Source organism: Cytobacillus gottheilii (assembly GCF_900166665.1).
Classification (GTDB): domain Bacteria; phylum Bacillota; class Bacilli; order Bacillales; family Cytobacillaceae; genus Cytobacillus; species Cytobacillus gottheilii_A.
Map to the genome: position 1 here is coordinate 3,137,137 of NZ_LT800494.1, position 19,079 is coordinate 3,156,215.

General features: G+C 37.9%; 23 protein-coding genes. 10 read left to right on the plus strand and 13 right to left on the minus strand.

Features of this window, described 5'->3' with window-relative positions; translation table 11 throughout:
- Window positions 1–5: 5 nt before the first annotated feature.
- Together B7E07_RS15385 and B7E07_RS15390 are read right to left on the minus strand one after the other, a co-directional pair.
- Window positions 6–1,550, minus strand: coding sequence for a flotillin family protein (locus B7E07_RS15385; protein WP_080846936.1), 1,545 nt, complete (start codon window positions 1,548–1,550; stop codon window positions 6–8).
- Between the two features lie 4 nt (window positions 1,551–1,554).
- Entirely contained in the window at window positions 1,555–2,097 is a 543-nt protein-coding gene (locus B7E07_RS15390; protein ID WP_080846938.1) for a hypothetical protein, read from the minus strand.
- Between the two features lie 224 nt (window positions 2,098–2,321).
- On the opposite strand from B7E07_RS15390, the gene B7E07_RS15395 reads away from it, so the two are divergent.
- Window positions 2,322–2,621, plus strand: a complete 300-nt coding sequence (locus B7E07_RS15395) for a hypothetical protein (RefSeq protein WP_080846941.1) — start codon at window positions 2,322–2,324, stop codon at window positions 2,619–2,621.
- Window positions 2,622–2,701: 80 nt separating this feature from the next.
- A complete protein-coding gene (locus B7E07_RS15400) occupies window positions 2,702–3,496 on the plus strand; it encodes a glycerophosphodiester phosphodiesterase (protein ID WP_080846945.1) in 795 nt (264 codons plus the stop codon).
- Window positions 3,497–3,701: 205 nt separating this feature from the next.
- On the opposite strand, the gene B7E07_RS15405 is transcribed toward B7E07_RS15400, so the two are convergent.
- Both B7E07_RS15405 and B7E07_RS15410 read right to left on the minus strand, forming a co-directional pair.
- Complete coding sequence (locus B7E07_RS15405) at window positions 3,702–5,162, minus strand: protein adenylyltransferase SelO (RefSeq protein WP_080846949.1); 1,461 nt, start codon at window positions 5,160–5,162, stop codon at window positions 3,702–3,704.
- Window positions 5,163–5,313: 151 nt separating this feature from the next.
- Window positions 5,314–6,039 carry a protein-glutamine gamma-glutamyltransferase gene (locus tag B7E07_RS15410; RefSeq protein ID WP_257391551.1) on the minus strand — a complete coding sequence of 242 codons (726 nt, stop codon included), beginning with the start codon at window positions 6,037–6,039 and terminating at the stop codon, window positions 5,314–5,316.
- A gap of 188 nt (window positions 6,040–6,227) precedes the next feature.
- On the opposite strand from B7E07_RS15410, the gene B7E07_RS15415 reads away from it, so the two are divergent.
- Together B7E07_RS15415 and B7E07_RS15420 are read left to right on the plus strand one after the other, a co-directional pair.
- Window positions 6,228–6,461, plus strand: a complete 234-nt coding sequence (locus tag B7E07_RS15415) for a hypothetical protein (RefSeq protein ID WP_080846955.1) — start codon at window positions 6,228–6,230, stop codon at window positions 6,459–6,461.
- Window positions 6,462–6,643: 182 nt separating this feature from the next.
- Entirely contained in the window at window positions 6,644–6,880 is a 237-nt protein-coding gene (locus B7E07_RS15420; protein WP_080846958.1) for a helix-turn-helix domain-containing protein, read from the plus strand.
- Between the two features lie 26 nt (window positions 6,881–6,906).
- Here B7E07_RS15420 and B7E07_RS15425 read toward each other — a convergent pair whose 3' ends face one another.
- From B7E07_RS15425 to B7E07_RS15440, 4 genes are read right to left on the minus strand one after another with little or no spacing between them, the layout of a single operon-like run.
- The gene (locus B7E07_RS15425; protein WP_080846961.1) at window positions 6,907–7,509 is read right to left on the minus strand and encodes a response regulator transcription factor; all 603 of its coding nucleotides are present in this window, start codon (window positions 7,507–7,509) and stop codon (window positions 6,907–6,909) included.
- 2 nt (window positions 7,510–7,511) lie between these two features.
- Window positions 7,512–8,627 carry a sensor histidine kinase gene (locus B7E07_RS15430; RefSeq protein ID WP_080846964.1) on the minus strand — a complete coding sequence of 372 codons (1,116 nt, stop codon included), beginning with the start codon at window positions 8,625–8,627 and terminating at the stop codon, window positions 7,512–7,514.
- A gap of 1 nt (window position 8,628) precedes the next feature.
- Window positions 8,629–9,372: an ABC transporter permease gene (locus B7E07_RS15435; protein WP_080846967.1), complete on the minus strand. Its 744-nt coding sequence runs from the start codon at window positions 9,370–9,372 to the stop codon at window positions 8,629–8,631.
- Window positions 9,347–10,276: an ABC transporter ATP-binding protein gene (locus B7E07_RS15440; RefSeq protein ID WP_080846970.1), complete on the minus strand. Its 930-nt coding sequence runs from the start codon at window positions 10,274–10,276 to the stop codon at window positions 9,347–9,349. The genes B7E07_RS15435 and B7E07_RS15440 overlap by 26 nt, the downstream gene beginning before the upstream one ends.
- A 15-nt stretch (window positions 10,277–10,291) precedes the next feature.
- On the opposite strand from B7E07_RS15440, the gene B7E07_RS24470 reads away from it, so the two are divergent.
- Window positions 10,292–10,423 (plus strand): hypothetical protein, encoded by a 132-nt coding sequence (locus B7E07_RS24470; RefSeq protein ID WP_257391465.1) that lies wholly within the window; start codon window positions 10,292–10,294, stop codon window positions 10,421–10,423.
- A 68-nt stretch (window positions 10,424–10,491) separates the two neighbouring features.
- On the opposite strand, the gene B7E07_RS15445 is transcribed toward B7E07_RS24470, so the two are convergent.
- The 3 genes from B7E07_RS15445 to B7E07_RS15455 all read right to left on the minus strand — a co-directional run bounded on the left by B7E07_RS15445 (window position 10,492) and on the right by B7E07_RS15455 (window position 13,552).
- Window positions 10,492–11,193, minus strand: a complete 702-nt coding sequence (locus B7E07_RS15445; RefSeq protein ID WP_080846976.1) for an exonuclease domain-containing protein — start codon at window positions 11,191–11,193, stop codon at window positions 10,492–10,494.
- 2 nt (window positions 11,194–11,195) lie between these two features.
- Window positions 11,196–12,164, minus strand: a complete 969-nt coding sequence (locus B7E07_RS15450; RefSeq protein ID WP_080846980.1) for a DUF294 nucleotidyltransferase-like domain-containing protein — start codon at window positions 12,162–12,164, stop codon at window positions 11,196–11,198.
- A gap of 119 nt (window positions 12,165–12,283) precedes the next feature.
- The gene (locus tag B7E07_RS15455; RefSeq protein ID WP_080846982.1) at window positions 12,284–13,552 is read right to left on the minus strand and encodes an ammonium transporter; all 1,269 of its coding nucleotides are present in this window, start codon (window positions 13,550–13,552) and stop codon (window positions 12,284–12,286) included.
- 279 nt (window positions 13,553–13,831) lie between these two features.
- Between B7E07_RS15455 and B7E07_RS15460 the strand changes: the two genes are divergently transcribed.
- Window positions 13,832–14,020: an alpha/beta-type small acid-soluble spore protein gene (locus B7E07_RS15460; RefSeq protein ID WP_066447373.1), complete on the plus strand. Its 189-nt coding sequence runs from the start codon at window positions 13,832–13,834 to the stop codon at window positions 14,018–14,020.
- Window positions 14,021–14,065: 45 nt separating this feature from the next.
- On the opposite strand, the gene B7E07_RS15465 is transcribed toward B7E07_RS15460, so the two are convergent.
- Window positions 14,066–14,446, minus strand: coding sequence for a winged helix-turn-helix transcriptional regulator (locus B7E07_RS15465; RefSeq protein ID WP_080846985.1), 381 nt, complete (start codon window positions 14,444–14,446; stop codon window positions 14,066–14,068).
- A 177-nt stretch (window positions 14,447–14,623) separates the two neighbouring features.
- On the opposite strand from B7E07_RS15465, the gene B7E07_RS15475 reads away from it, so the two are divergent.
- From B7E07_RS15475 to B7E07_RS15485, 4 genes are all read left to right on the plus strand, one after another.
- Window positions 14,624–15,811, plus strand: a complete 1,188-nt coding sequence (locus B7E07_RS15475; protein ID WP_080846988.1) for an MFS transporter — start codon at window positions 14,624–14,626, stop codon at window positions 15,809–15,811.
- Window positions 15,812–15,932: 121 nt separating this feature from the next.
- Window positions 15,933–16,778, plus strand: coding sequence for an aldo/keto reductase (locus tag B7E07_RS15480; protein ID WP_080846993.1), 846 nt, complete (start codon window positions 15,933–15,935; stop codon window positions 16,776–16,778).
- A 332-nt stretch (window positions 16,779–17,110) separates the two neighbouring features.
- Complete coding sequence (locus tag B7E07_RS24475; RefSeq protein WP_257391466.1) at window positions 17,111–17,236, plus strand: hypothetical protein; 126 nt, start codon at window positions 17,111–17,113, stop codon at window positions 17,234–17,236.
- Between the two features lie 107 nt (window positions 17,237–17,343).
- Window positions 17,344–17,541 carry an aspartyl-phosphate phosphatase Spo0E family protein gene (locus B7E07_RS15485; protein ID WP_080846997.1) on the plus strand — a complete coding sequence of 66 codons (198 nt, stop codon included), beginning with the start codon at window positions 17,344–17,346 and terminating at the stop codon, window positions 17,539–17,541.
- A gap of 3 nt (window positions 17,542–17,544) precedes the next feature.
- On the opposite strand, the gene galU is transcribed toward B7E07_RS15485, so the two are convergent.
- Complete coding sequence (galU, locus tag B7E07_RS15490) at window positions 17,545–18,426, minus strand: UTP--glucose-1-phosphate uridylyltransferase GalU (RefSeq protein ID WP_080846999.1); 882 nt, start codon at window positions 18,424–18,426, stop codon at window positions 17,545–17,547.
- Window positions 18,427–19,079: the final 653 nt, after the last annotated feature.

Consider the following 19,079-nt stretch of genomic DNA (forward strand, 5'->3'; position numbering starts at 1 on the left):
TACATTTATTCCTGATTACTTTCGACTAGTTCCCCTGTTCCCTCTTTATCCTTCAATTCATATGCCAGCTGATCAATACTTCCTCGAATATTGCCTTTACCAGAGAAATTTTCCAGCAGCTCCTTCACATCAATGCCAGAAGAAGCTTTTAATGTTTCCTGCATCGTTGACATAAGATTTGTCGCATAGCCAGTAACTTTATTGGCTCCGCCATTGCTGCTGTCGCTGCCCGTATCGACAACCGTAATCTTATCAATATTAGATAATGGGCTGGCAAGCTCTTTTGCATATTCAGGAAGCATTTTCAAGACCATATCCATAATGGCAGCCTGACCATACTGATCGAAAGCTTCTGCAATTTTGCGCTTTGCTTCTGCTTCTGCCAAACCTTTTAAACGGATAATTTCTGCTTCAGTTTCCCCTTGCGCTCTTTCTGAATCTGCTTTCGCTAAACCATCAGCTCGAATTCTTTCAGCTTCGGCACGAGCTTCAGCTTCAACACGATATTGGTTGGCATCAGCATCTGCCATTTGCTTGCGTTTACTCGCTTCTGCCTCCTGCTCAACAGCATAACGGTCTGCATCCGCTTTTTTCTTAACTTCAGAATCATATTGGCGCTCTCTTCTTAAAATCTCTTTTTCTTCTAATTCGATTTGCTTTTGACGCTCAATGATCTTAATTTGCATTTCCTGCTCAGTAACTTCCTGCTTTGAACGTGCCGTTTCAAGGTCATATGCCTGGTCAGCACGTGCTTTGGCAATATCCTGCTCTCTTCGGTATTCAGCTATTTTCATCTGATTTTCTTTTTCTGCCTCAGCAATTTCAGTCGCTCGCTGGAATTCTGCCCGCTTCGCTTCCTTATCAGCCTCCGCCTGCTGAATTCTTGTTTCTTTTTCAGCGATTGATGTAGCGATATCTGCGTCTCTCTTTACTTGAGCAATTCTTGGTTTCCCTAATGATTCCAGATAGCCATTTTTGTCACGAACATCTTTTATCGTAAACGAAACAATGATTAATCCCATTTTCGCAAGGTCTTGTGATGCAACCCTTTGTACTTCCTGAGAAAACTTGTCACGATTTTTATAAATTTCTTCTACTGTCATAGAACCTAGAATGGATCTTAAATGACCTTCCAGTACTTCTCTTGCTTCATTTTCACGATCTGCCTTCTCTTTGCCAAGAAATTGTTCAGCCGCTGTAGCAATTTCTCCGATGGACCCGCCAATTTTAATAATCGCTGTACCATCAGCCATAACTGGAACACCTTGCTCTGTATACACTTCAGGTGTTGAAACTTCCAGCTTGCTCGATAACAAACTCAATGGCTCAGCCTGCTGGAATACCGGAAGAACAAATGTACCGCCGCCACGGATAATTTTAATTTTATTTCCTGATTCATCAACATGGACATTTTTACTACCTAAAAAGCTTCCTGTCACAATCAGTGCTTCATCAGGACCTGCCGTTCTGTATTTCGTAATAAAAACACCGATTAATGCAATTAATAAAAACGCTACGATTCCTATAACAATCCAGATTGCATAATCCATCTTCCTAGTTCCCCCTATCAATCCCTATTTTATTTTCTGGCACTACATAAAGAACTCCATCCTTGCTGTCAACTACTAACACTCTTTCACCTTCCTTGATGACACCGTTATGAAAGCAAGCTGCTGGCTTTGAAATTCGGCCGCTATAGCTTTCAATTAAAATTTCGCCAAAGCCGTCCTCAGGTATGGATATTAACACTGTCGCAATTCTTCCTCTTAATGAATCCTCACTATATGCAAGCGATTCTTCAGCAGAAGATAATGGAATAAGTACAAATACATTTAAAAGCGTATCTAGTCCCAAGGCAATCACAGCCGATATCACCAGAATTAACATACTATTCATTGATGTTAGCAATTCAAATAAATAACCTGAAGCTGACATAAAGGTGATAAAAGCAAGGATCAAAACTGGATGCAGTATTCCGAGTGCTTCCCCAGCTCCTTCAAGCATGTCACCGAATAAAACATATAAAATTATCAAACTTCCTGAAATAATAAGTGCATAAAGATAAATCGTCTCAAGTGAAAGACCAAAAAGTTCCATTAACACCACTCCGTCTTAGCTATTTGCTTAAATTATAATTCTGCTCTCCTCCTCTCTATTTTTTGTTACCTGTATTACGAATGGTTTGGGAAAAGGTTTCAAAATAATACAAATTTTTCAAATGCAACGAATACACACTCTTGTATTTGTGGCAGTCATCAATCTTTCAATTCCTGCATATTTTATTTCATGGCATTTGGAAATATAATGGAGGTACATGGCTGATGGCTAGATCAGATAAGTATACGCAGAAAAAAAGCTTTTTCTGGCTGATTGCAGGATCACTAATCTTTTTATGTATAGCATCCGCAGCCGGTTTTTATTACTACGCAAAAAGTCAAATTGTAATTGAGGCACCGAAGGAGAACCTAGGAGAAAAAATCATCATTACACTTCCATCTGGAAAAAATATTTATACGTATGAAAATTTAGTTGTAGAGGAAAAGGGAAAACTTCTATATAAAGGGGAACGCAGCACACTTGATTTAACAGGTGGGATTGTCGTTTATGAAAATTGGGAATAGATATTCGATTAACCATAAGATCCTATTTACTTTAAAAATATATAACCCACTTAAAAAAAATAAAAATGAGGAGATCAATCTTGAAGTTATTAAAAAGAGCTGTATCACATACGACCGCTTATTTACGGTCTGCAATTGGCATTAAAAAACAAACGGAAACACCATTTAAAACAATTGCACATAGAGGTGCATCAGGTTATTGCCCGGAAAATACTTTAGCAGCCTTTGACATGGCTGTTGAAATGAAGGCAGATTATATTGAACTTGATCTCCAGCTTTCAAAAGATGGAGAAATAGTGGTTATTCATGATTTAAAACTTGACCGTACAACAAACGGAAAAGGCAGAGTGATTGATTATACGTATGAGGAGCTTCGTCAGCTGGATGCAGGTTCATGGTATTCCAATAAATACACTGGTGAAAGAATCCTTACTTTTGATGAAGTGCTAAATAAATATAAAAATAAAATTGGCTTGTTGATTGAGCTAAAAAAGCCTTCGGTTAATCCAGGGATTGAAGAAATGGTTGCTTCCGTACTTGAGAAGCATAACTGGCAAAGCTTTGGTGAAAATCAAATAATCATTCAATCTTTTGAACAAGCTGCCATGAAAAAGATGACTTCATTGCTGCCTGGTTTGCCTATTGGCGTATTAGTCAATTATCCGATTAAGAAAAAAGACGCAGAGGAAATTGCACAATATGCTGAATACCTGAATGTAAAATGGACTTTAGTGAATAAAAAACTGTTAGCCTACCTTGCCGCATATAACTTAAAAACCTTTATTTGGACAATCCGCACAAAAAAAGAGCTGGAGCAGATTAGACAATATTCAGTTGAAGGAATTGCCACAGATTACTTGAAGCTGTTTAAATGAACTGCCGAACAAACAGTAAAACACAAAAATAAAAAGCCGAATGATAAGTAGAATGAACTTCTTAATCATTCGGCCTATGGTCGTGTTAAAAACGTATGTTCCAGCCTCTTATGTTTGGTTAGGAACTGCTGTTATTATGCCATCGGATTATACGAGGATTTAGAAACGGATATATAAAATAACCTCAAGCTTATAAGTCTCATCTTTAAGTCCCGCAATAGGTTACATATGGCTGGTCTGTAGCAGCTGGGGCATTTCTATACTTCTGCTGTATTTCTCCTGAATGTGAAAATGGCTGTGAGAGAACTTGCAGCAGTTCATTCATAACCTCATAATTACCACTTTTCTCAGCTGCTTCAAGCGCTTCTTCAACTAAATGGTTTCTTGGGACGACAGCTGGGTTGTGTTTTTTCATGAGTTCTTGGACTTCCTCTTTGCTTTTATCTTGTTTGCTTAGTCGGTTCTGCCATTTTTCATGCCATTTCATAAAATCTTTTTCATTGAATAGCGAATTTTCCTCTTGAAGATGAAACGTGAGTGCCAGAAAGGTATTGGTGTAATCAGCATGATGTGTCTGCATTAACTCCAATAACTCTTTAATCAGAACAGCATCTTCTTTTTCATCATAGAATAAGCCTAATTTTTTTCTCATTCCTTTTAGCCATTCCATTTCATATGCTGCAGAAAAGCTTGATATTGCTTCCTGGGCAAGCTCAACCGCCTTTTTCTCATCTTCATCAAGAATTGGCAATAGCGATTCTGCAAATCTAGCCAAATTCCATGCTGCCATATATGGCTGATTACCATATGCATAACGGCCTTCTCTGTCGATGGAACTAAACACAGTCGCAGGATCGTACTCATTCATAAATGCACACGGCCCATAATCAATTGTTTCTCCGCTTATTGTCATATTGTCAGTATTCATTACCCCATGAACAAAACCAATTAATTGCCATTTAGCTACAAGCTCTGCCTGTCTTTTTATAACTTCTTCCAAGAAGGCCAAATTAGGATTTGCGCTGTTTTTCACGTCTGGATAATGGCGATCAATCGCATAAAAGGCAAGCGCCTGCAGATCTTCAGTATCTCCAAAAGCGGCAGCATATTGAAACGTACCGACCCGCAAATGACTAGAAGCCACTCTTGTTAATACAGCTCCGGGCAGAACCTTCTCCCGCTGAATCTTATCACCTGTTAATGTAACAGCAAGACTCCTTGTTGTCGGGATATGAAGGGCATGCATGGCCTCACTTATAATGTATTCTCTAAGCATTGGACCTAGCGCCGCCCTGCCATCTCCACCTCTTGAAAAAGGGGTTCTGCCAGAGCCCTTCAATTGAATATCATATCTTTGATCGCCTGTAAGGTGTTCACCTATTAACATCGCACGTCCATCCCCAAGCATATTGAAATGACCGAATTGGTGGCCAGCGTATGCCTGAGCAATTGGTTCTGCATGCTCTGGAAAGCGACTTCCTGAAAGGGTTTCTGCACCTTCCTCTTTTTGCAATAAGTCCGAACTCAGCTGCAGGGAATCTGCCAATTGATGATTAAACATCACTACTTTAGGGGCAGACACAGGATTAGCATCCATTCTTTTATAAAAAATTTCTGGTAAGTTACCATAACTGTTATCCAAGGCCCATCCGAACTGATCTTTCAAATAAATCACCTTCCTTTATCAATCTGCATGTATGTATTCATTTTCCGCTACCTATAAGGAATTATCCGTTTTTTTATCATCATACCATTTTATTTTTCTAGATTGGAGAAAGATGCTTATCCCCCGCCAATATGGAGGGGGATATCTATTTTCATGCGAGCGGCCGAGACACAAATTGTGATAAATAGTTTGCATTTAAACGGCTATGCTGCGGGAGAAGATAGGCAGATTGCGTTGCTCCTTCTTTTCTTAGCGAATTTAGGGCATCTATCATACCTTGAGAGTTTTCCATGCCAATACCATGACCAAAAAATGAATCTCCGCCTAAATAAATGCAGTTTTCACCTGTCCAAACTGGATGATCGAAATCAGGGTTATAAAAATAGACGATATCTCCTGGAATATAATCTCTGCCTTCCTTTGTCACAATCCCTAAATCATGATCATAATTCCAGTCCCATACAAGCAGTCCTTGAAACAATGTATTAAATCGGCTTGTTGAAATAGATGATAAGACAGCTTTATAGCACATAAGAACAATGGCGGTTGTACATTCAAAAGCATACTCCTTGCTGTTTTTATAAACATCTATTATTGCATCTGATGGAAGAACGGATGGATGTAATAAGTAGCCATATTTTATTTTTTTCCAAATGGCAGGATTAAATTTAGAAGTTGGGAATGGCGCAAATTGAACTTCACTTTCATGCAGATCTTTGGCAGCTTGAATAATATTTTCCCTTAGCATTAATTCAAAGTATAGTTCATGAAGTGATTGATATTGATGAACTGTTGGACTGCTTTCTAAAGCAAGAAAAATCTCTCGCTGTATTCCCTGAAATTGGCTAATGGCCGGTTTGATGGCATAGTTAATCACTACAGACAACGGGTACCCTCCTTTATGCCATGCTGGTAAACACATGAATACTTTATATTTTATGGGTTTCAGACTAGAAGGGTTACAATGAAATAAAGATACGGCCGAAAGCGTCTATATGCACTCAGATGTTAAATTGCTCTCCTTTGGGGTATAGGAAGATTAAAATACGAAGGGAGAGGGTTTTCATGGCTAATGATAAAAAGTTTGATCATCCTGAACAATATAAAACCGATAAAGAGAGCTTGTTTGACAAGTTTGAATCAGAAAAAAATGTCGATCCCCTGCCTGTGGAAGATTTAAATGAAGAGGTTAAAGAAGAAAAAGAAGGCGAGAAAACCAAGGACACTTCTTCAACAGAGAAGAAATATGAAGCGGATTATAAAACGGTCAAAAAGAAAAAATTATTCGGTAATGATTAGCGTTTTTTTTAAAATAAATCGATAAAACCGTTATATTTAAAAAAGTCAGTCTCTGAAACTGGCTTTTTTACAGTCTAATATAAAAGCCTAATGCATTCAGTAAATTAACTTTGACAAGGAAGCTAGTAAGTGCTAATTTTAAGAATGATAGAGAAGTTTTTAATATTACGAGGTGTTCAATAGTGAATAAAGAAGTAATTAAATTTATTAGACAAAGCTATAATATGACCCAGCGAGACTTTGCGCGCATAGTCAGCTGCAGTTTTTCCCTAATCGCTCTAGTAGAAGTTGGTAAAAGAAGAGTCACAGCAGACTTAGAACAGAAAATTAAAATAGCATTTGATATCGACGATAAACAGCTTCAATCCATTACCTCCCTTATTTCAGAATTCAGCAAAGGGATCCCTCCATTTATGTAAGGGCAGGGCGCCCAAGACAAACTTATTTAAATCCAGCCTTTTTCTTCTGCGCTAGAAATTGCCTCAATTCTGTTTTTAGCCTGCATCTTGCTTATAATATCAGACATATAGTTTCTGACCGTACCATGTGAAAGAAAAAGAGTTGCTGCAATTTCTTTTGTTGTTTTTCCTTCAGATGCCAATCTTAATATTTCCTGTTCCCTGGATGTAAGTGGATTCTCATATTTCATAGCTCCTAATATTAACTCTGGGGCATATTCTCTCTTTCCTTTCATTACATTACGAATGGCTGCAGCCAATTCCTCACTTGAACCATCCTTTAATAAATAGCCGGAAACATTTGCGTTTAAGGCTCTTTCCAGATAGCCCGGCCGTGCAAAGGTAGTGAGAATAACCATTTTGCAGGGATGATTTTCACGATTTAAAGTCTCAGCTACTTCCAGGCCATTTTTATATGGCATTTCGATATCCAATAAACACACATCAGGATTTAAAGAACATATTTGTTCTAATGCTTGCCTTCCATTTTCAACTTGCCCAATCACTTGCAGGTCCTCTTCGAAATCAAGCAAAGTGCCGAGCGCGCCTCTTAACATGCTTTGATCTTCAGCAATTAATATTTTGATCATGTTTATCCTCCCGAAACGACTGGAACGTATATTTGAACGACTGTTCCTTTGTCATTTTTCACATGCAGCTTTCCGTCAATCAGGCTAAGCCGTTCTCTCATCCCTTTTAATCCATTGCCCTTTGAATGCTTTTCAAACATACCTGTTCCGTCATCTCTAACTGTTAAGAATAGTGCACCCTCATCCTTTACAAATTCCAACAGGCATTTTTTTGCTTGACTATGCTTAACGATGTTTGTTACCGCTTCACGAACACACATGCTTAAAATACTTTGCAATACCATTGGGATTTTATTTACATCTGTATGTTCCACTAGTTCATACTTGATGCCAGCAGCATTCAAAAGGGCTTCTGCCTCAATTAGCTCTTCAGAAAGTGTTTTTGTTCTCATATCGGAGACAAGCTCTCTTACTTGCCTTAAAGCAATTCTTGAGGTTTTCGCAATCTCTAAAGCCTCATCTCTCGCTTTTGCTGCATCCTTATCAGCTAACTTGCCGACTAATTGGGCTTTTAATGTAATCAGTGATAAGGTATGTCCCAGTGTATCATGCAGATCTCTGGCAATTCGCAGGCGTTCTTCTTTTTTAACAAGTACTTCAATCCTTTCATTCGCTTCTTCCAGCTTTCTTTCCAGCTCCATCTTCCTATTCATTGAGCGGATGCCAAAAGGACTTACCAGCATGATCACTATAAAAACAAACAATATATATAAATTACTTGACAGTACAAATGGTAAATGAAGAAGAATTGGAAACAAAAGAGCGAAGGTTAACCCACCCAATGCATAATAAAATGTGCGTTTCTCAGGAAACCAGGCAATAAAATGAGCCGTGAAAAAACCTAAAAATAGAAAGTTTAAATTATAAAAGACTGATAATATAAGAATAATCAGCAGCTGGCCAACGATCCACTTATGAAAAATATGTCCCTCAATTAAGAAATAGAGCTGCCGATAGGAAATGAAAAAAATCAGCATCAGAACATATCCTATGTACATTTTCCAGCCTTGTTCTGTGCTTATATAATAAAAAGGCATAATAAAATAGATAAGGAAGACATACGGAAAATAACCATATCTTTTTGGAAATATTTCAATCTTCCTTATCCTATTTAACATGTTATGCCACCGCCGCTTCTTGTTTTTTCCTAATATAGATTGATAGTACCATAAAAATTACCAGATATGCTCCTAAAATCCAGACATTATTCCATTCCGGCAGCTCCCCTTTTACAAGCCGCCATGCCCCATTTCCATAGTTATAAGCAGGAAGCCAAGTTGTAATATTTTGAATAAATCCAGGGAGAATATCTATAGGCATCCATAGTCCCCCTGTAATCGCAAAAGCAATATAAAGAAAATTACTAATCCCTGAAGCAGTATCTACTTTTTTCATATTTCCTATTAAAATGCCAATAGCAAGGAAAGGAAATGAAGCAGCTAAAATCCAAAATCCGCTTGAAATCCATTGCATCGCACTTAATTGAACTCCATTTATAAGCGCACCAGCTAAAAAAATTATGATGATGGAGAAAATATGGATAAAAGTCTGTCCGGCCATTTTAGAAATAAAATAAATCGTATCAGATAGCGGAGTGATCCGCATAAACATAGACCACCCTTTAGCACGTTCTTCGACTAGCCGAATTCCTAATGTCATGATACTAGTTCCCATGACACTGAAAACAGTCATCGACATTAAATAATGAGCCTGCCATTCCTCTTGATTGCCTATGCCAGTATTAAATATTCTCGTAAAGAGTGTGTAAAAAAGGATCGGCATAAATAACGACCAAAACACATAATAAGGATTGCGCAAAATTCTAATAATTTCTACTTTACACTGCATCATTAACATTCTCAATGACATCTGCTCCTTCCTGTGCTGTCAGCTGCTCAAATGCCTCATCCAGCCTGCCGCTTTCAACCAATATTTCCTTTACATCAAGTTTTCGGTTAAAAATTTCAGTTAACACTACGTCACTATTGTTTGTAACAAGATAGCAGCGATCACCTTTTTGGTAAACTTCCGTTATTGAGGAAATTGATCTTAAGTCATTAAACGACGGCGCATACTGACCTGGCACAAATGAAACCGTGTGTCTTGACAATTTAGACTTTATTTCAACTGGTGTTCCATCCGCAATCACCTTTCCTTTTTGAAACAGGATAATACGATCAGCAGCATCATCTGCTTCCTGTAAATAATGTGTGGTAAAGACAATCGTTTTTCCTTTACTCTGAAGTTCTTTTACCGTATTCCAAAATTTCCGCCTGCTGCTAATATCCATTCCCACAGTGGGCTCATCAAAAAAGAGCAAATCGGGGTTACCAGCTAGTGCAAGAGCAAAGGATAACCTTCTCTTTTGACCGCCCGAGAGCTTATCTGCTCTCTTCTTTAAATCTTCTTCATTCAAACCTGTCAGCGTAACTAGTTCATGTATGGATAGCGATTTGGGGTAGTAGCTTCTAAAAAGCTGAAGAATTTCACGCACCGTCAAGGCATCAATGACACTCACCTCTTGAAGCATGGTGCCAATCCTCTCTTTTACCTTCTTATCTTTTGGCTGTGATCCAAATAAAGTAACCTCTCCTTTACTTGGCTGAAGCAATCCCAGCATCATCATGATGGTAGTCGTTTTTCCAGCACCATTGGGACCTAAGATTGCAACGATTTCTCCCTTCTTTATTGTAAAAGCAACATCATTGACAGCCTTCATTTCTTTAAACGTTTTTGTCACTCCGTTTAGTGTAATGATCGTCTCCATTTTTTTACACCTCCAGTGTCATCTTCATCCTACAATAATGCACTGATTGCCATTAGTGGATATTGTCATTTAATTGAGATGACATTTGTCATCTTAAAGGATGATGAAAACCTTCCGGCTGGCAAGTTTAATACGGCGGACGGCTAGGCTTATTTTCAATAGACATCTGAGATTTAAAAAAACTCCCAACAGCCTGTTGGGAGCCATAGATAACATCATTTTTTTGCAAGCATTTCATAAACATCATTCATATTTTTGCAGCCTAAAGCTTCAACCTCTTGACCGTATTTCAGCCATAGCTTTGCGGTTAAAATTGCGTCTCCTAGAGCATGATGCCGATTGTGAACGATAATTCCTTGACGTTTGCAGCAATCTTCAAGCTTAATGGAATTTTCTTCGTGTTCAACGAGCCGATACAAAAATGAAGTATCAAACAAACGATGCCTAAATGGCGTTTTAAAATTCGTCCAGCACGCCTGCTGCATAAATTTTTTCTCATGAGCACTATGATGGGCAATAAGCGGCAGATCTTTCACATATTTAAAAAATTGTATTAAGGCTTCGGATATTTGCGGAGCCTCATCCAAGTCTCTAGGATTAATTCCTGTTAATGAAACGATTTCTTCTGACAGCTCTTTTGATGTGTGAATTAGGGTGTAAAAGGAATCATCCACTAAAAGCTCGCCATTTCGAATTTTCACTGCTCCAATGGAAAGGATTTGATCTCCCTTTTCTGGATAAAAACCTGTTGTTTCTATATCAAATACAACTGCATTTAAGCTTTTAAGCGGCATGGTCATAATATCATTCGCTGCGATCTCTCGCTGCAGCTGCCTCATATAAGCAAGATGCTGCGAGTTCTCTTTGGAGAGACCGCCAAATAGGTTCCTGATCATTCTCCATGGTTCATTCGCCATTTTTACACCTTCTCTATTAAAGCAATAACATATTGATGCAGCTGCTTTGCCTGTTTCAAAATGTGCTTTAATTCTGCTCTTTCAATCTTTGATAATCCCACCACATTCAGATAGTGTGCATCCTCATATGAGGTGACATCCTTCATCCTGTTAACACGGATTTGAAGCAGCGCTTTATAGGCAAAATAGGAATCTTTAAGCTCACTGGCATATTGTTTATCCTTTAATAATGCAAGCATCCTAGCCTCTGTTGAAGTTACCTGAATTCCTTCCTTTACAGCTAATATTCGAATAGCATTTACAAAGGGAATAAAAGCTGAATATTTTAAATCAATACAGCCATGATATTTTCCTTTTTCTTCAACAATAATTTGTCCTAGAGGTCCGATTGAGTTTTTGAAATGCTGTACATTTTCCATGACTCTTTTAACCAGGTAAGAATGTTTTTGACCATATTCATGGATAAAAGTCTTTAATTCTTCCACTAATTGCTCTTCTCCTATCAGAGAACGTGCATCATAAAAAATTTGCAAGTTGCGTATAGATGCCCAGCTTGCCTCCTCCATCCAATCCTTCAACTGAAACCGCCACTCTTGTAACGATTTGCACCATAATGGATTGCTGCTCATAACATTGCCTTCACAATATGGATAACCTACCTCATTTAGCCCGAAAGATATTTCCTCTCCTAAACGAAGGAAAAACATATTCGCCTCTTTTGTATCTTCTTTATAAATAATTCCATGGTCTTGATCACTGAAGAGCCCCTGTTCAAATCTGCCTCCACTTCCCGTAAGAAAAAAGGCAAAATTACACGGTGGTTCTCCTATCTTCTCTATTGTCAGCATAACAACATTTTCAATAATACGATCGTGGAATTTATTTAACATATCTGTATTCTGCATATTTTGATTTACATTTTTAGCTTTCCAACTCTTTATATCAAGATAACTGGAGAAAGAAGTTTCCAAACTAACCCTTCCTTTTTGAAGCATCTGAATTTGTTTAAAACTTCATCATGCTAAGCAGATAAAAATAATGCCCATAATCGCAGTTGATTATGGGCATCTCTGACCTTACTTGTTGAAAATCAAGAGCTTAATTTCTTGTTATCTTCTGCCATAAATACTTCAGGATAACCATAGCTGCCATGCTCACTCATGTCAAGGCCCATAATTTCTTCTTCTTCCGTAACACGAAGTCCGCCAAGTGCCTTCTTGATCACAAATAGGATCGCAAACGATACAGCAAAAGCGAATGCTCCTGAAACGACAACACCTAGAGCTTGAACACCAAGCTGTGTAAATCCGCCGCCGTAGAATAATCCTGCCTGACCAACTGATGCAAGCTCTGGTGTAGCAAAGAATCCAGTTGATAAAGTACCCCAAACACCCGCAGCTCCGTGAACAGATAACGCGAAGATCGGATCATCAATTTTTCTCTTTTCAAAGAAACGAGCACTATAGAATACAAGAACTCCGGCAACTAAACCGATCAGAACTGCCGCCCATGTATCTACGAAAGCACATGATGCGGTAATGGCAACAAGACCAGCTAGTGCACCATTTAACAGTGTTGGCACATCTGATTTTCCTAAAACAATCCAAGAGATAATCGCTGCTGCAACTGCACCTGCTCCAGCTGCAAGATTCGTGTTAAGAGCAACAAACCCGAAGAATCCGCCATCTACAGAAACGGTGCTTCCCGCATTAAACCCGAACCAGCCTACCCATAAAATTAAGACACCTAAAGCCGTATAAACTTGATTATGTCCAAAGATATTATTCGGAGAACCATCTTTATTATATTTACCAATACGAGGTTTCAGTAAAATCGTCGCGGCTAAAGCAGCCATTGCACCTGTTAAATGGACAACTGTAGAACCTGCAAAGTCCTGCTTGCCATGTTCTGCAAGCCAGCCGCCACCCCAGATCCAGTGAGCAACAACAGGATAGACGATTGCAGAAAATAGAATCGTAAAGATAAGATATACAGATAATTTCGCTCTTTCAGCAAATCCGCCTAACGCAATCGTAATGGAAATTCCCGCAAATGCTAATTGGAAAACGAAGAAAACAGCTGAAGATAACCCCATACCCTCAAGCTCTTGCCCGGAGTAGAAGAAATTTGAGAAGCCGACTAAGAAGTTTGCATTATCTCCAAATATAAAACCAAATCCTACTGCCCAGAAAACAAGTGATGCGAGTCCGAATGTAACAATCGTTTTACCGGCAATATGCCCCGCATTTTTCATCCTTGTAGAACCTGCTTCCAGCATAATGAATCCGCCAATCATAAAAATAACTAAAATTGCACTAATCATGACCCACAGGCTGTTCATTAAAAATGTAGCATCCATCGTTTTTCCCCCTTAAATTTTTATGTCACATTTATTAACTATTAGATGTTAGATTATGTGACATGTGATAATTAACTCTTATTTTACTTGAAATTATAAAGAAGTCAACACGAAATTTATAATTTTCCGAAATTTATGTTATAATTTCTTCCATCACCCTTTCTCACCGCATATTCGTCATCTTTGCGGACAAAATAAAAAAGCAATTTATGATTAATACCGGATCAAAAACATATCTGGGATCATGGATTGTGACTACCTTGTTGGGAGTGATGGATCATGGCAAGAAACAAACTATTAGTACCCGGTTCTGAAAATGCTTTAGAACAAATGAAGCAGGAAATTGCAGGGGAGTTTGGCGTACAGCTTGGTGCAGACACAACCTCAAGAGCAAACGGATCTGTTGGCGGCGAAATGACAAAACGGCTCGTTGCCCTAGCAGAGGAACAGTTGAAAAATCAACAGTAAATAAAAGGGATGCCATTAAAATCGGCATCCCCTTTTTTATGAATATTATTGAGATATTTGATCTTTCTCGTTTAAGATACTTTCCTCTAAATACTGCGACTTATCTCCATAGACATTTGTTATATGTTTTTCACCCCATGCACAAAGAAGATCCAGGATAGACTGCAGACTTTCTCCATACTCACTTAATTCGTATTCAACCTTAGGCGGTATTTGGTTATACACAATTCGATTAATCACACCATCATCTTCAAGCTCACGCAATTGCTGCGTCAGCATTTTCTGCGTAATATTCGGCATAAGCCTTTTCAATTCGCTTGTCCGTTTTTTTCCATGAGTCAAATGACAAAGGATTACACACTTCCATTTCCCTCCAATAACTTCAAGGGTAGCTTCTACCCCAATATTATATTTCTTTTTCTTCATTTTGCTTTCTCCTTTCGATAGGCACCAAAAGGTTCCTATCGCACTTTTTGGTTTCTATATTACAAAAAAGTACGTTCTTCTCTTTTGAGTGGTTATATTTCATAATAGCTTTTGCACACCGAACCATACTATACCATTCTAACAAGGAATGGAAAATATAATTCAGGAGGAAAATGTATGCAAAAGAAAAATAATCAATTTGCATTGCTTGCATTGGCCATCAGTGCCTTTGCTATTGGTACAACAGAGTTTATTAGTGTTGGCCTTCTCCCTCTCATTGCAGAGGATTTAAATATAAGTCTGCCGATCGCTGGACTAACCGTTTCTGTTTATGCGCTGGGAGTTACAATTGGGGCACCGATTCTTACATCCTTAACATCAGCCGTTCCCCGCAAAACTTTACTAATTTGGATTATGATCATTTTCATTATCGGGAACATGATCGCTGCAGCTGCTGTAAATATTGAAATTTTACTGATTGCACGGCTGATTTCAGCTTTTTCCCATGGTGTATTCATGTCAATTGGCTCAACTATTGCAGCAAGTTTAGTGCCTGAGCACAAAAGAGCTGGCGCCATTTCAATCATGTTTACCGGTCTAACAGTAGCAACAGTAACAGGAGTTCCATTTGGAACATTTTTAGGACAGCATTTCGGATGGCGGCTTGCCTTTATAGCAATTGTCATCATTGGTGTGATCTCACTTATCTCAAACAGTGTATTAATCCCAGGCAACTTGCCTCGCGGGAAAGCAACGAAAATAACTGAACAGTTTAAGCTGTTTAAAAACGGTCAATTGATTCAAGTATTTCTTATTACAGCTTTAGGCTATGGAGGAACCTTTGTCGTATTTACTTATTTATCACCGCTTTTGCAGGATGTAACGGGTTTTGAAGAAAATACAGTAGCTCTTCTATTGCTTATTTACGGCATAGCCATTGCGATTGGGAACATGACAGGCGGCAAGTTAGCTAATACTAACCCGCTCCGCGCACTTCTTTATATGTTTATCATACAGGCAATAATATTATTTATCTTACCTTTTAGTGCTTCAAATAAAATAGCAGGATTAGTGACCATTTTGTTTATGGGTTTATTTGCTTTTATGAACGTACCTGGTCTGCAATCCTATGTAGTGATTCTTGCAGAAAGATACGTCCCCGCTGCAGTTGATGTTGCATCAGCTGTTAACATCGCTGCTTTTAATGCCGGAATTGCCATTGGGTCTTATGCAGGCGGACTTATTTCAGATCAATTAGGGTTAATTCACACAGGCTGGGCCGGCGGGATTATGGTACTCGGTGCTGTCATATTGACAGGAAGAAGCTTAAAAGCAGAAAAGTTGTTTCGAGCGTCACAAGCTTAAAGTGTTTTATAACCATTCATTCGTTTTAAAAGTTTAGGAGGTGATGTCTAAGGTTTTCGTTTTCATTTTCACTTTAAATAATCAGAAATATATAGATCATACGTAAATGGAGGAAATAAAAATGACTGCAAAAAGTGTACAAGATAAAACAACCTTGCATAATGGCGTTCAAATGCCATGGTTTGGTTTAGGAGTATTTAAAGTTGAGGAAGGTCCCGACACAATTCATTCTGTTAAAGCAGCCATAAAAAATGGCTATTTGAGCATTGACACAGCTGCTGTTTATCAAAATGAAGAGGGTGTTGGAGAAGGGATTCGCCAAGGACTTGCTGAAAGCGGCTTAAAACGCGGGGATTTATTTATTACCTCCAAAGTCTGGAACGCAGATCTTGGTTATGAAGAAACTTTGGCAGCTTATGAAACAAGCCTTCAGAAATTGGGATTAGATTACCTGGACCTTTATTTAATTCATTGGCCAGTAGCAGGAAAATATAAATCGGCCTGGAAAGCCCTTGAAAAATTATATAAACAAGGTCGTGTAAAAGCAATTGGTGTCAGCAACTTCCAAATTCACCATCTTGAAGATCTAATGAAGGATGCAGAAATAAATCCAATGGTTAATCAAGTTGAATTGCATCCAAAATTAACACAAATGGAATTGCGCGATTTTTGCAGACAGCATGCGATCCAGATTGAAGCTTGGTCACCGCTTATGCAAGGCGAATTACTGACACATCCAGTTCTTTTGAAGATAGCTGAAACACACGGAAAGTCTGTTGCACAAATCATTTTGCGCTGGGATCTTCAGAATGAAATCATTACCATTCCAAAGTCAATAAAAGAACATCGAATTATTGAGAACTCATCTATTTTTGACTTTAATCTTTCATTACAAGAGATGGAAACGATTAATCTGTTAAATGAAAACAGACGAGTTGGACCAGATCCTGATCATATTGATTTTTAAATAAGGCACTATTTTTAGGGATGTTGTTCTTAATAATCACGACAAAGAGAAAAGATGTGCACTCATCTGATTTTTTACTCTTATAAATAAACAAAAAGAAGCTGGAACATAAGTTTGCAACACGAATCATAGAACCGATTGGTTAGGAAGTGAATCTTTCTAATCATTCGGTTTTTTATTTGATAAATTCGTGTTTTAGAAATGTTATTTTAGTTTTTTCACAGCAGCTTTAACTTTATAAAATAATTCTGAAATTATTTATTTAATACGAAACTAATTTTCCATTTCTACGTATATATTGTCAATAAAATAAGAACAAAGAGGTGTTTTTCATGAAAATGAAAAAGAAAGAAGAACATAAAAAGTCGGCGTATTTTGAGGCTGCAATCGAGCTGATGGAGCCGATTATTCTTCTTTTCCGCTACTTAATCCGAGGGGCACTGAAACTTTTGGAGTAAATATGTACCTCTTTTGACACATTTTTGGTCATAATTTACTTTTAATATCTCTTGCCTAATGTTAATATTGTGGCAACCAAGACTATTTTCCTAAAGGAGTGTTTAGCATGTTAACTTTTCAGTCTCCGAATGACGTAATTGACCAAAAGCAATTAAGAGAGAAAATTGACGTACTTCGTGCTAAACTCATTAAAACTGGATTGGAGAATGGTTTTCAGCATGTACAAACTATTAAAATTAGTCAAGATCTTGATGAACATATTGCACTATATCAAATACAATATTGCTATAACTCTTACGAATAAAATTTAAACTTTTACAGATTGTAATAATTGAGTCATATAGCTCATAACCTCTTTTTTCATATCATCTCTTTGCAAAGCATAATCAATTGTTGCTTTTACATACCCAAACTTGTCTCCAATATCGTATCTTTCGCCTTCAAATTCGAAGGCGAAGACCTCTTGTATCTCGTGCAGCCGGTTAATGGCATCTGTTAATTGCACTTCCCCGCCTGCTCCAGCTGGAAGATCCGCTAAAATCTTAAAGATCTCTGGTTTTAATATGTATCTGCCTGAAATAGCCAGATTGGACGGCGCTTCTTCTGCTAATGGCTTTTCGACTAATCTTTCAATTGCTACCACTTCTTCATTATGATCCTGATTCCGCGGATGAATAATCCCATATTTATGAACTTCTGTCCAATCCACACGCTGAACACCTACTATAGAGGAACTAAAGCGATTAAACATCCGCATTAATTGCCTAAGGCAAGGCTGTTGAGATTTGACAATATCATCTCCAAGCAAAACCGCAAAAGGCTCATTGCCAATAAATCGGCTCGCACATAGAATAGCGTCTCCCAGTCCTCTCGGTTCCTTCTGGCGGATATAGTGAATATTGGCCAAGCTTGAAATCTCCTGTACTGTATTTAACATATCAAGCTTCGCCTTTTTAAATAACGTTTCTTCAAGCTCATACGATTTATCGAAATGATCCTCAATCGCTCTCTTTCCTCTTCCCGTCACAATAATAATGCCCTCAATCCCTGACTCAACTGCTTCCTCAACAATAAATTGAATCGCCGGTTTATCGACAATCGGCAGCATTTCCTTTGGCATCGCTTTTGTAGCAGGCAAAAATCTTGTTCCAAGACCAGCAGCAGGTATAATTGCTTTTTTAACACTCATCATATTCCTCCTAATGAACTATTATAAAGACGCTCCCGAAAATGCTCTCTTCACCTTTCGATTAAAGACAAAATACTTACCACACCATTCCCCTGCAAATTCTTCAATTACCTATATGGTTCCTGCATAATAATTATTCATTTACATTTATTTAACAAACAATGTCTTAACATTGAATTTACACTGATCTTAAAGAAGCTTTATATTTGTGCTTTAACATATAGGTATAGTTATTCTTAAGGAGCTGATAGCGATGCTTGAATCATTAACAAGATTAGTGGTTTTAACGATCATCTGCGTGCTTGTTTGAGGAAAATGCTATTCTAATCTTCTATTTCGTTTATAATCTCTTGCCTTTCGAGTTTTAAAAAACGACCTCAGTTATTACATACTGTTCTCTTAATATCACCGCATAAAAATACTTATACAGAAGACTACCCTGCAATTATCTAATATTTTTTTCAAGGCACTTTTCATGAGAAGCGTCTTTCGTATTTATGGTAAAAAACATATGTCTAGCTTATAAGAAGCAGTCAACACAAAAAGCCAATGATAATTTCATTGGCTTTTATGTCTTAGACTTTTATTAAATTAAGAGTATGGCCTCTTACAAATCTGATTGTTTCCTGATTAACCTAAAGCGTACGGTTCAA

Bases quoted from the DNA above. Each gene is read 5' to 3' on its own strand.
- B7E07_RS15455 (WP_080846982.1), bottom strand. From the start codon at position 13,552: ATGGATGCTACATTTTTAATGAACAGCCTGTGGGTCATGATTAGTGCA.
- B7E07_RS15465 (WP_080846985.1), bottom strand. From the start codon at position 14,446: ATGAAGAAAAAGAAATATAATATTGGGGTAGAAGCTACCCTTGAAGTT.
- B7E07_RS15430 (WP_080846964.1), bottom strand. From the start codon at position 8,627: ATGTTAAATAGGATAAGGAAGATTGAAATATTTCCAAAAAGATATGGT.
- B7E07_RS15415 (WP_080846955.1), top strand. From the start codon at position 6,228: ATGGCTAATGATAAAAAGTTTGATCATCCTGAACAATATAAAACCGAT.
- B7E07_RS15395 (WP_080846941.1), top strand. From the start codon at position 2,322: ATGGCTAGATCAGATAAGTATACGCAGAAAAAAAGCTTTTTCTGGCTG.
- galU (WP_080846999.1), bottom strand. From the start codon at position 18,426: ATGAGTGTTAAAAAAGCAATTATACCTGCTGCTGGTCTTGGAACAAGA.
- B7E07_RS15480 (WP_080846993.1), top strand. From the start codon at position 15,933: ATGACTGCAAAAAGTGTACAAGATAAAACAACCTTGCATAATGGCGTT.
- B7E07_RS15475 (WP_080846988.1), top strand. From the start codon at position 14,624: ATGCAAAAGAAAAATAATCAATTTGCATTGCTTGCATTGGCCATCAGT.
- B7E07_RS15425 (WP_080846961.1), bottom strand. From the start codon at position 7,509: ATGATCAAAATATTAATTGCTGAAGATCAAAGCATGTTAAGAGGCGCG.
- B7E07_RS15460 (WP_066447373.1), top strand. From the start codon at position 13,832: ATGGCAAGAAACAAACTATTAGTACCCGGTTCTGAAAATGCTTTAGAA.
- B7E07_RS15390 (WP_080846938.1), bottom strand. From the start codon at position 2,097: ATGGAACTTTTTGGTCTTTCACTTGAGACGATTTATCTTTATGCACTT.
- B7E07_RS15385 (WP_080846936.1), bottom strand. From the start codon at position 1,550: ATGGATTATGCAATCTGGATTGTTATAGGAATCGTAGCGTTTTTATTA.
- B7E07_RS15445 (WP_080846976.1), bottom strand. From the start codon at position 11,193: ATGGCGAATGAACCATGGAGAATGATCAGGAACCTATTTGGCGGTCTC.
- B7E07_RS15485 (WP_080846997.1), top strand. From the start codon at position 17,344: ATGTTAACTTTTCAGTCTCCGAATGACGTAATTGACCAAAAGCAATTA.
- B7E07_RS15440 (WP_080846970.1), bottom strand. From the start codon at position 10,276: ATGGAGACGATCATTACACTAAACGGAGTGACAAAAACGTTTAAAGAA.
- B7E07_RS24475 (WP_257391466.1), top strand. From the start codon at position 17,111: ATGAAAATGAAAAAGAAAGAAGAACATAAAAAGTCGGCGTATTTTGAG.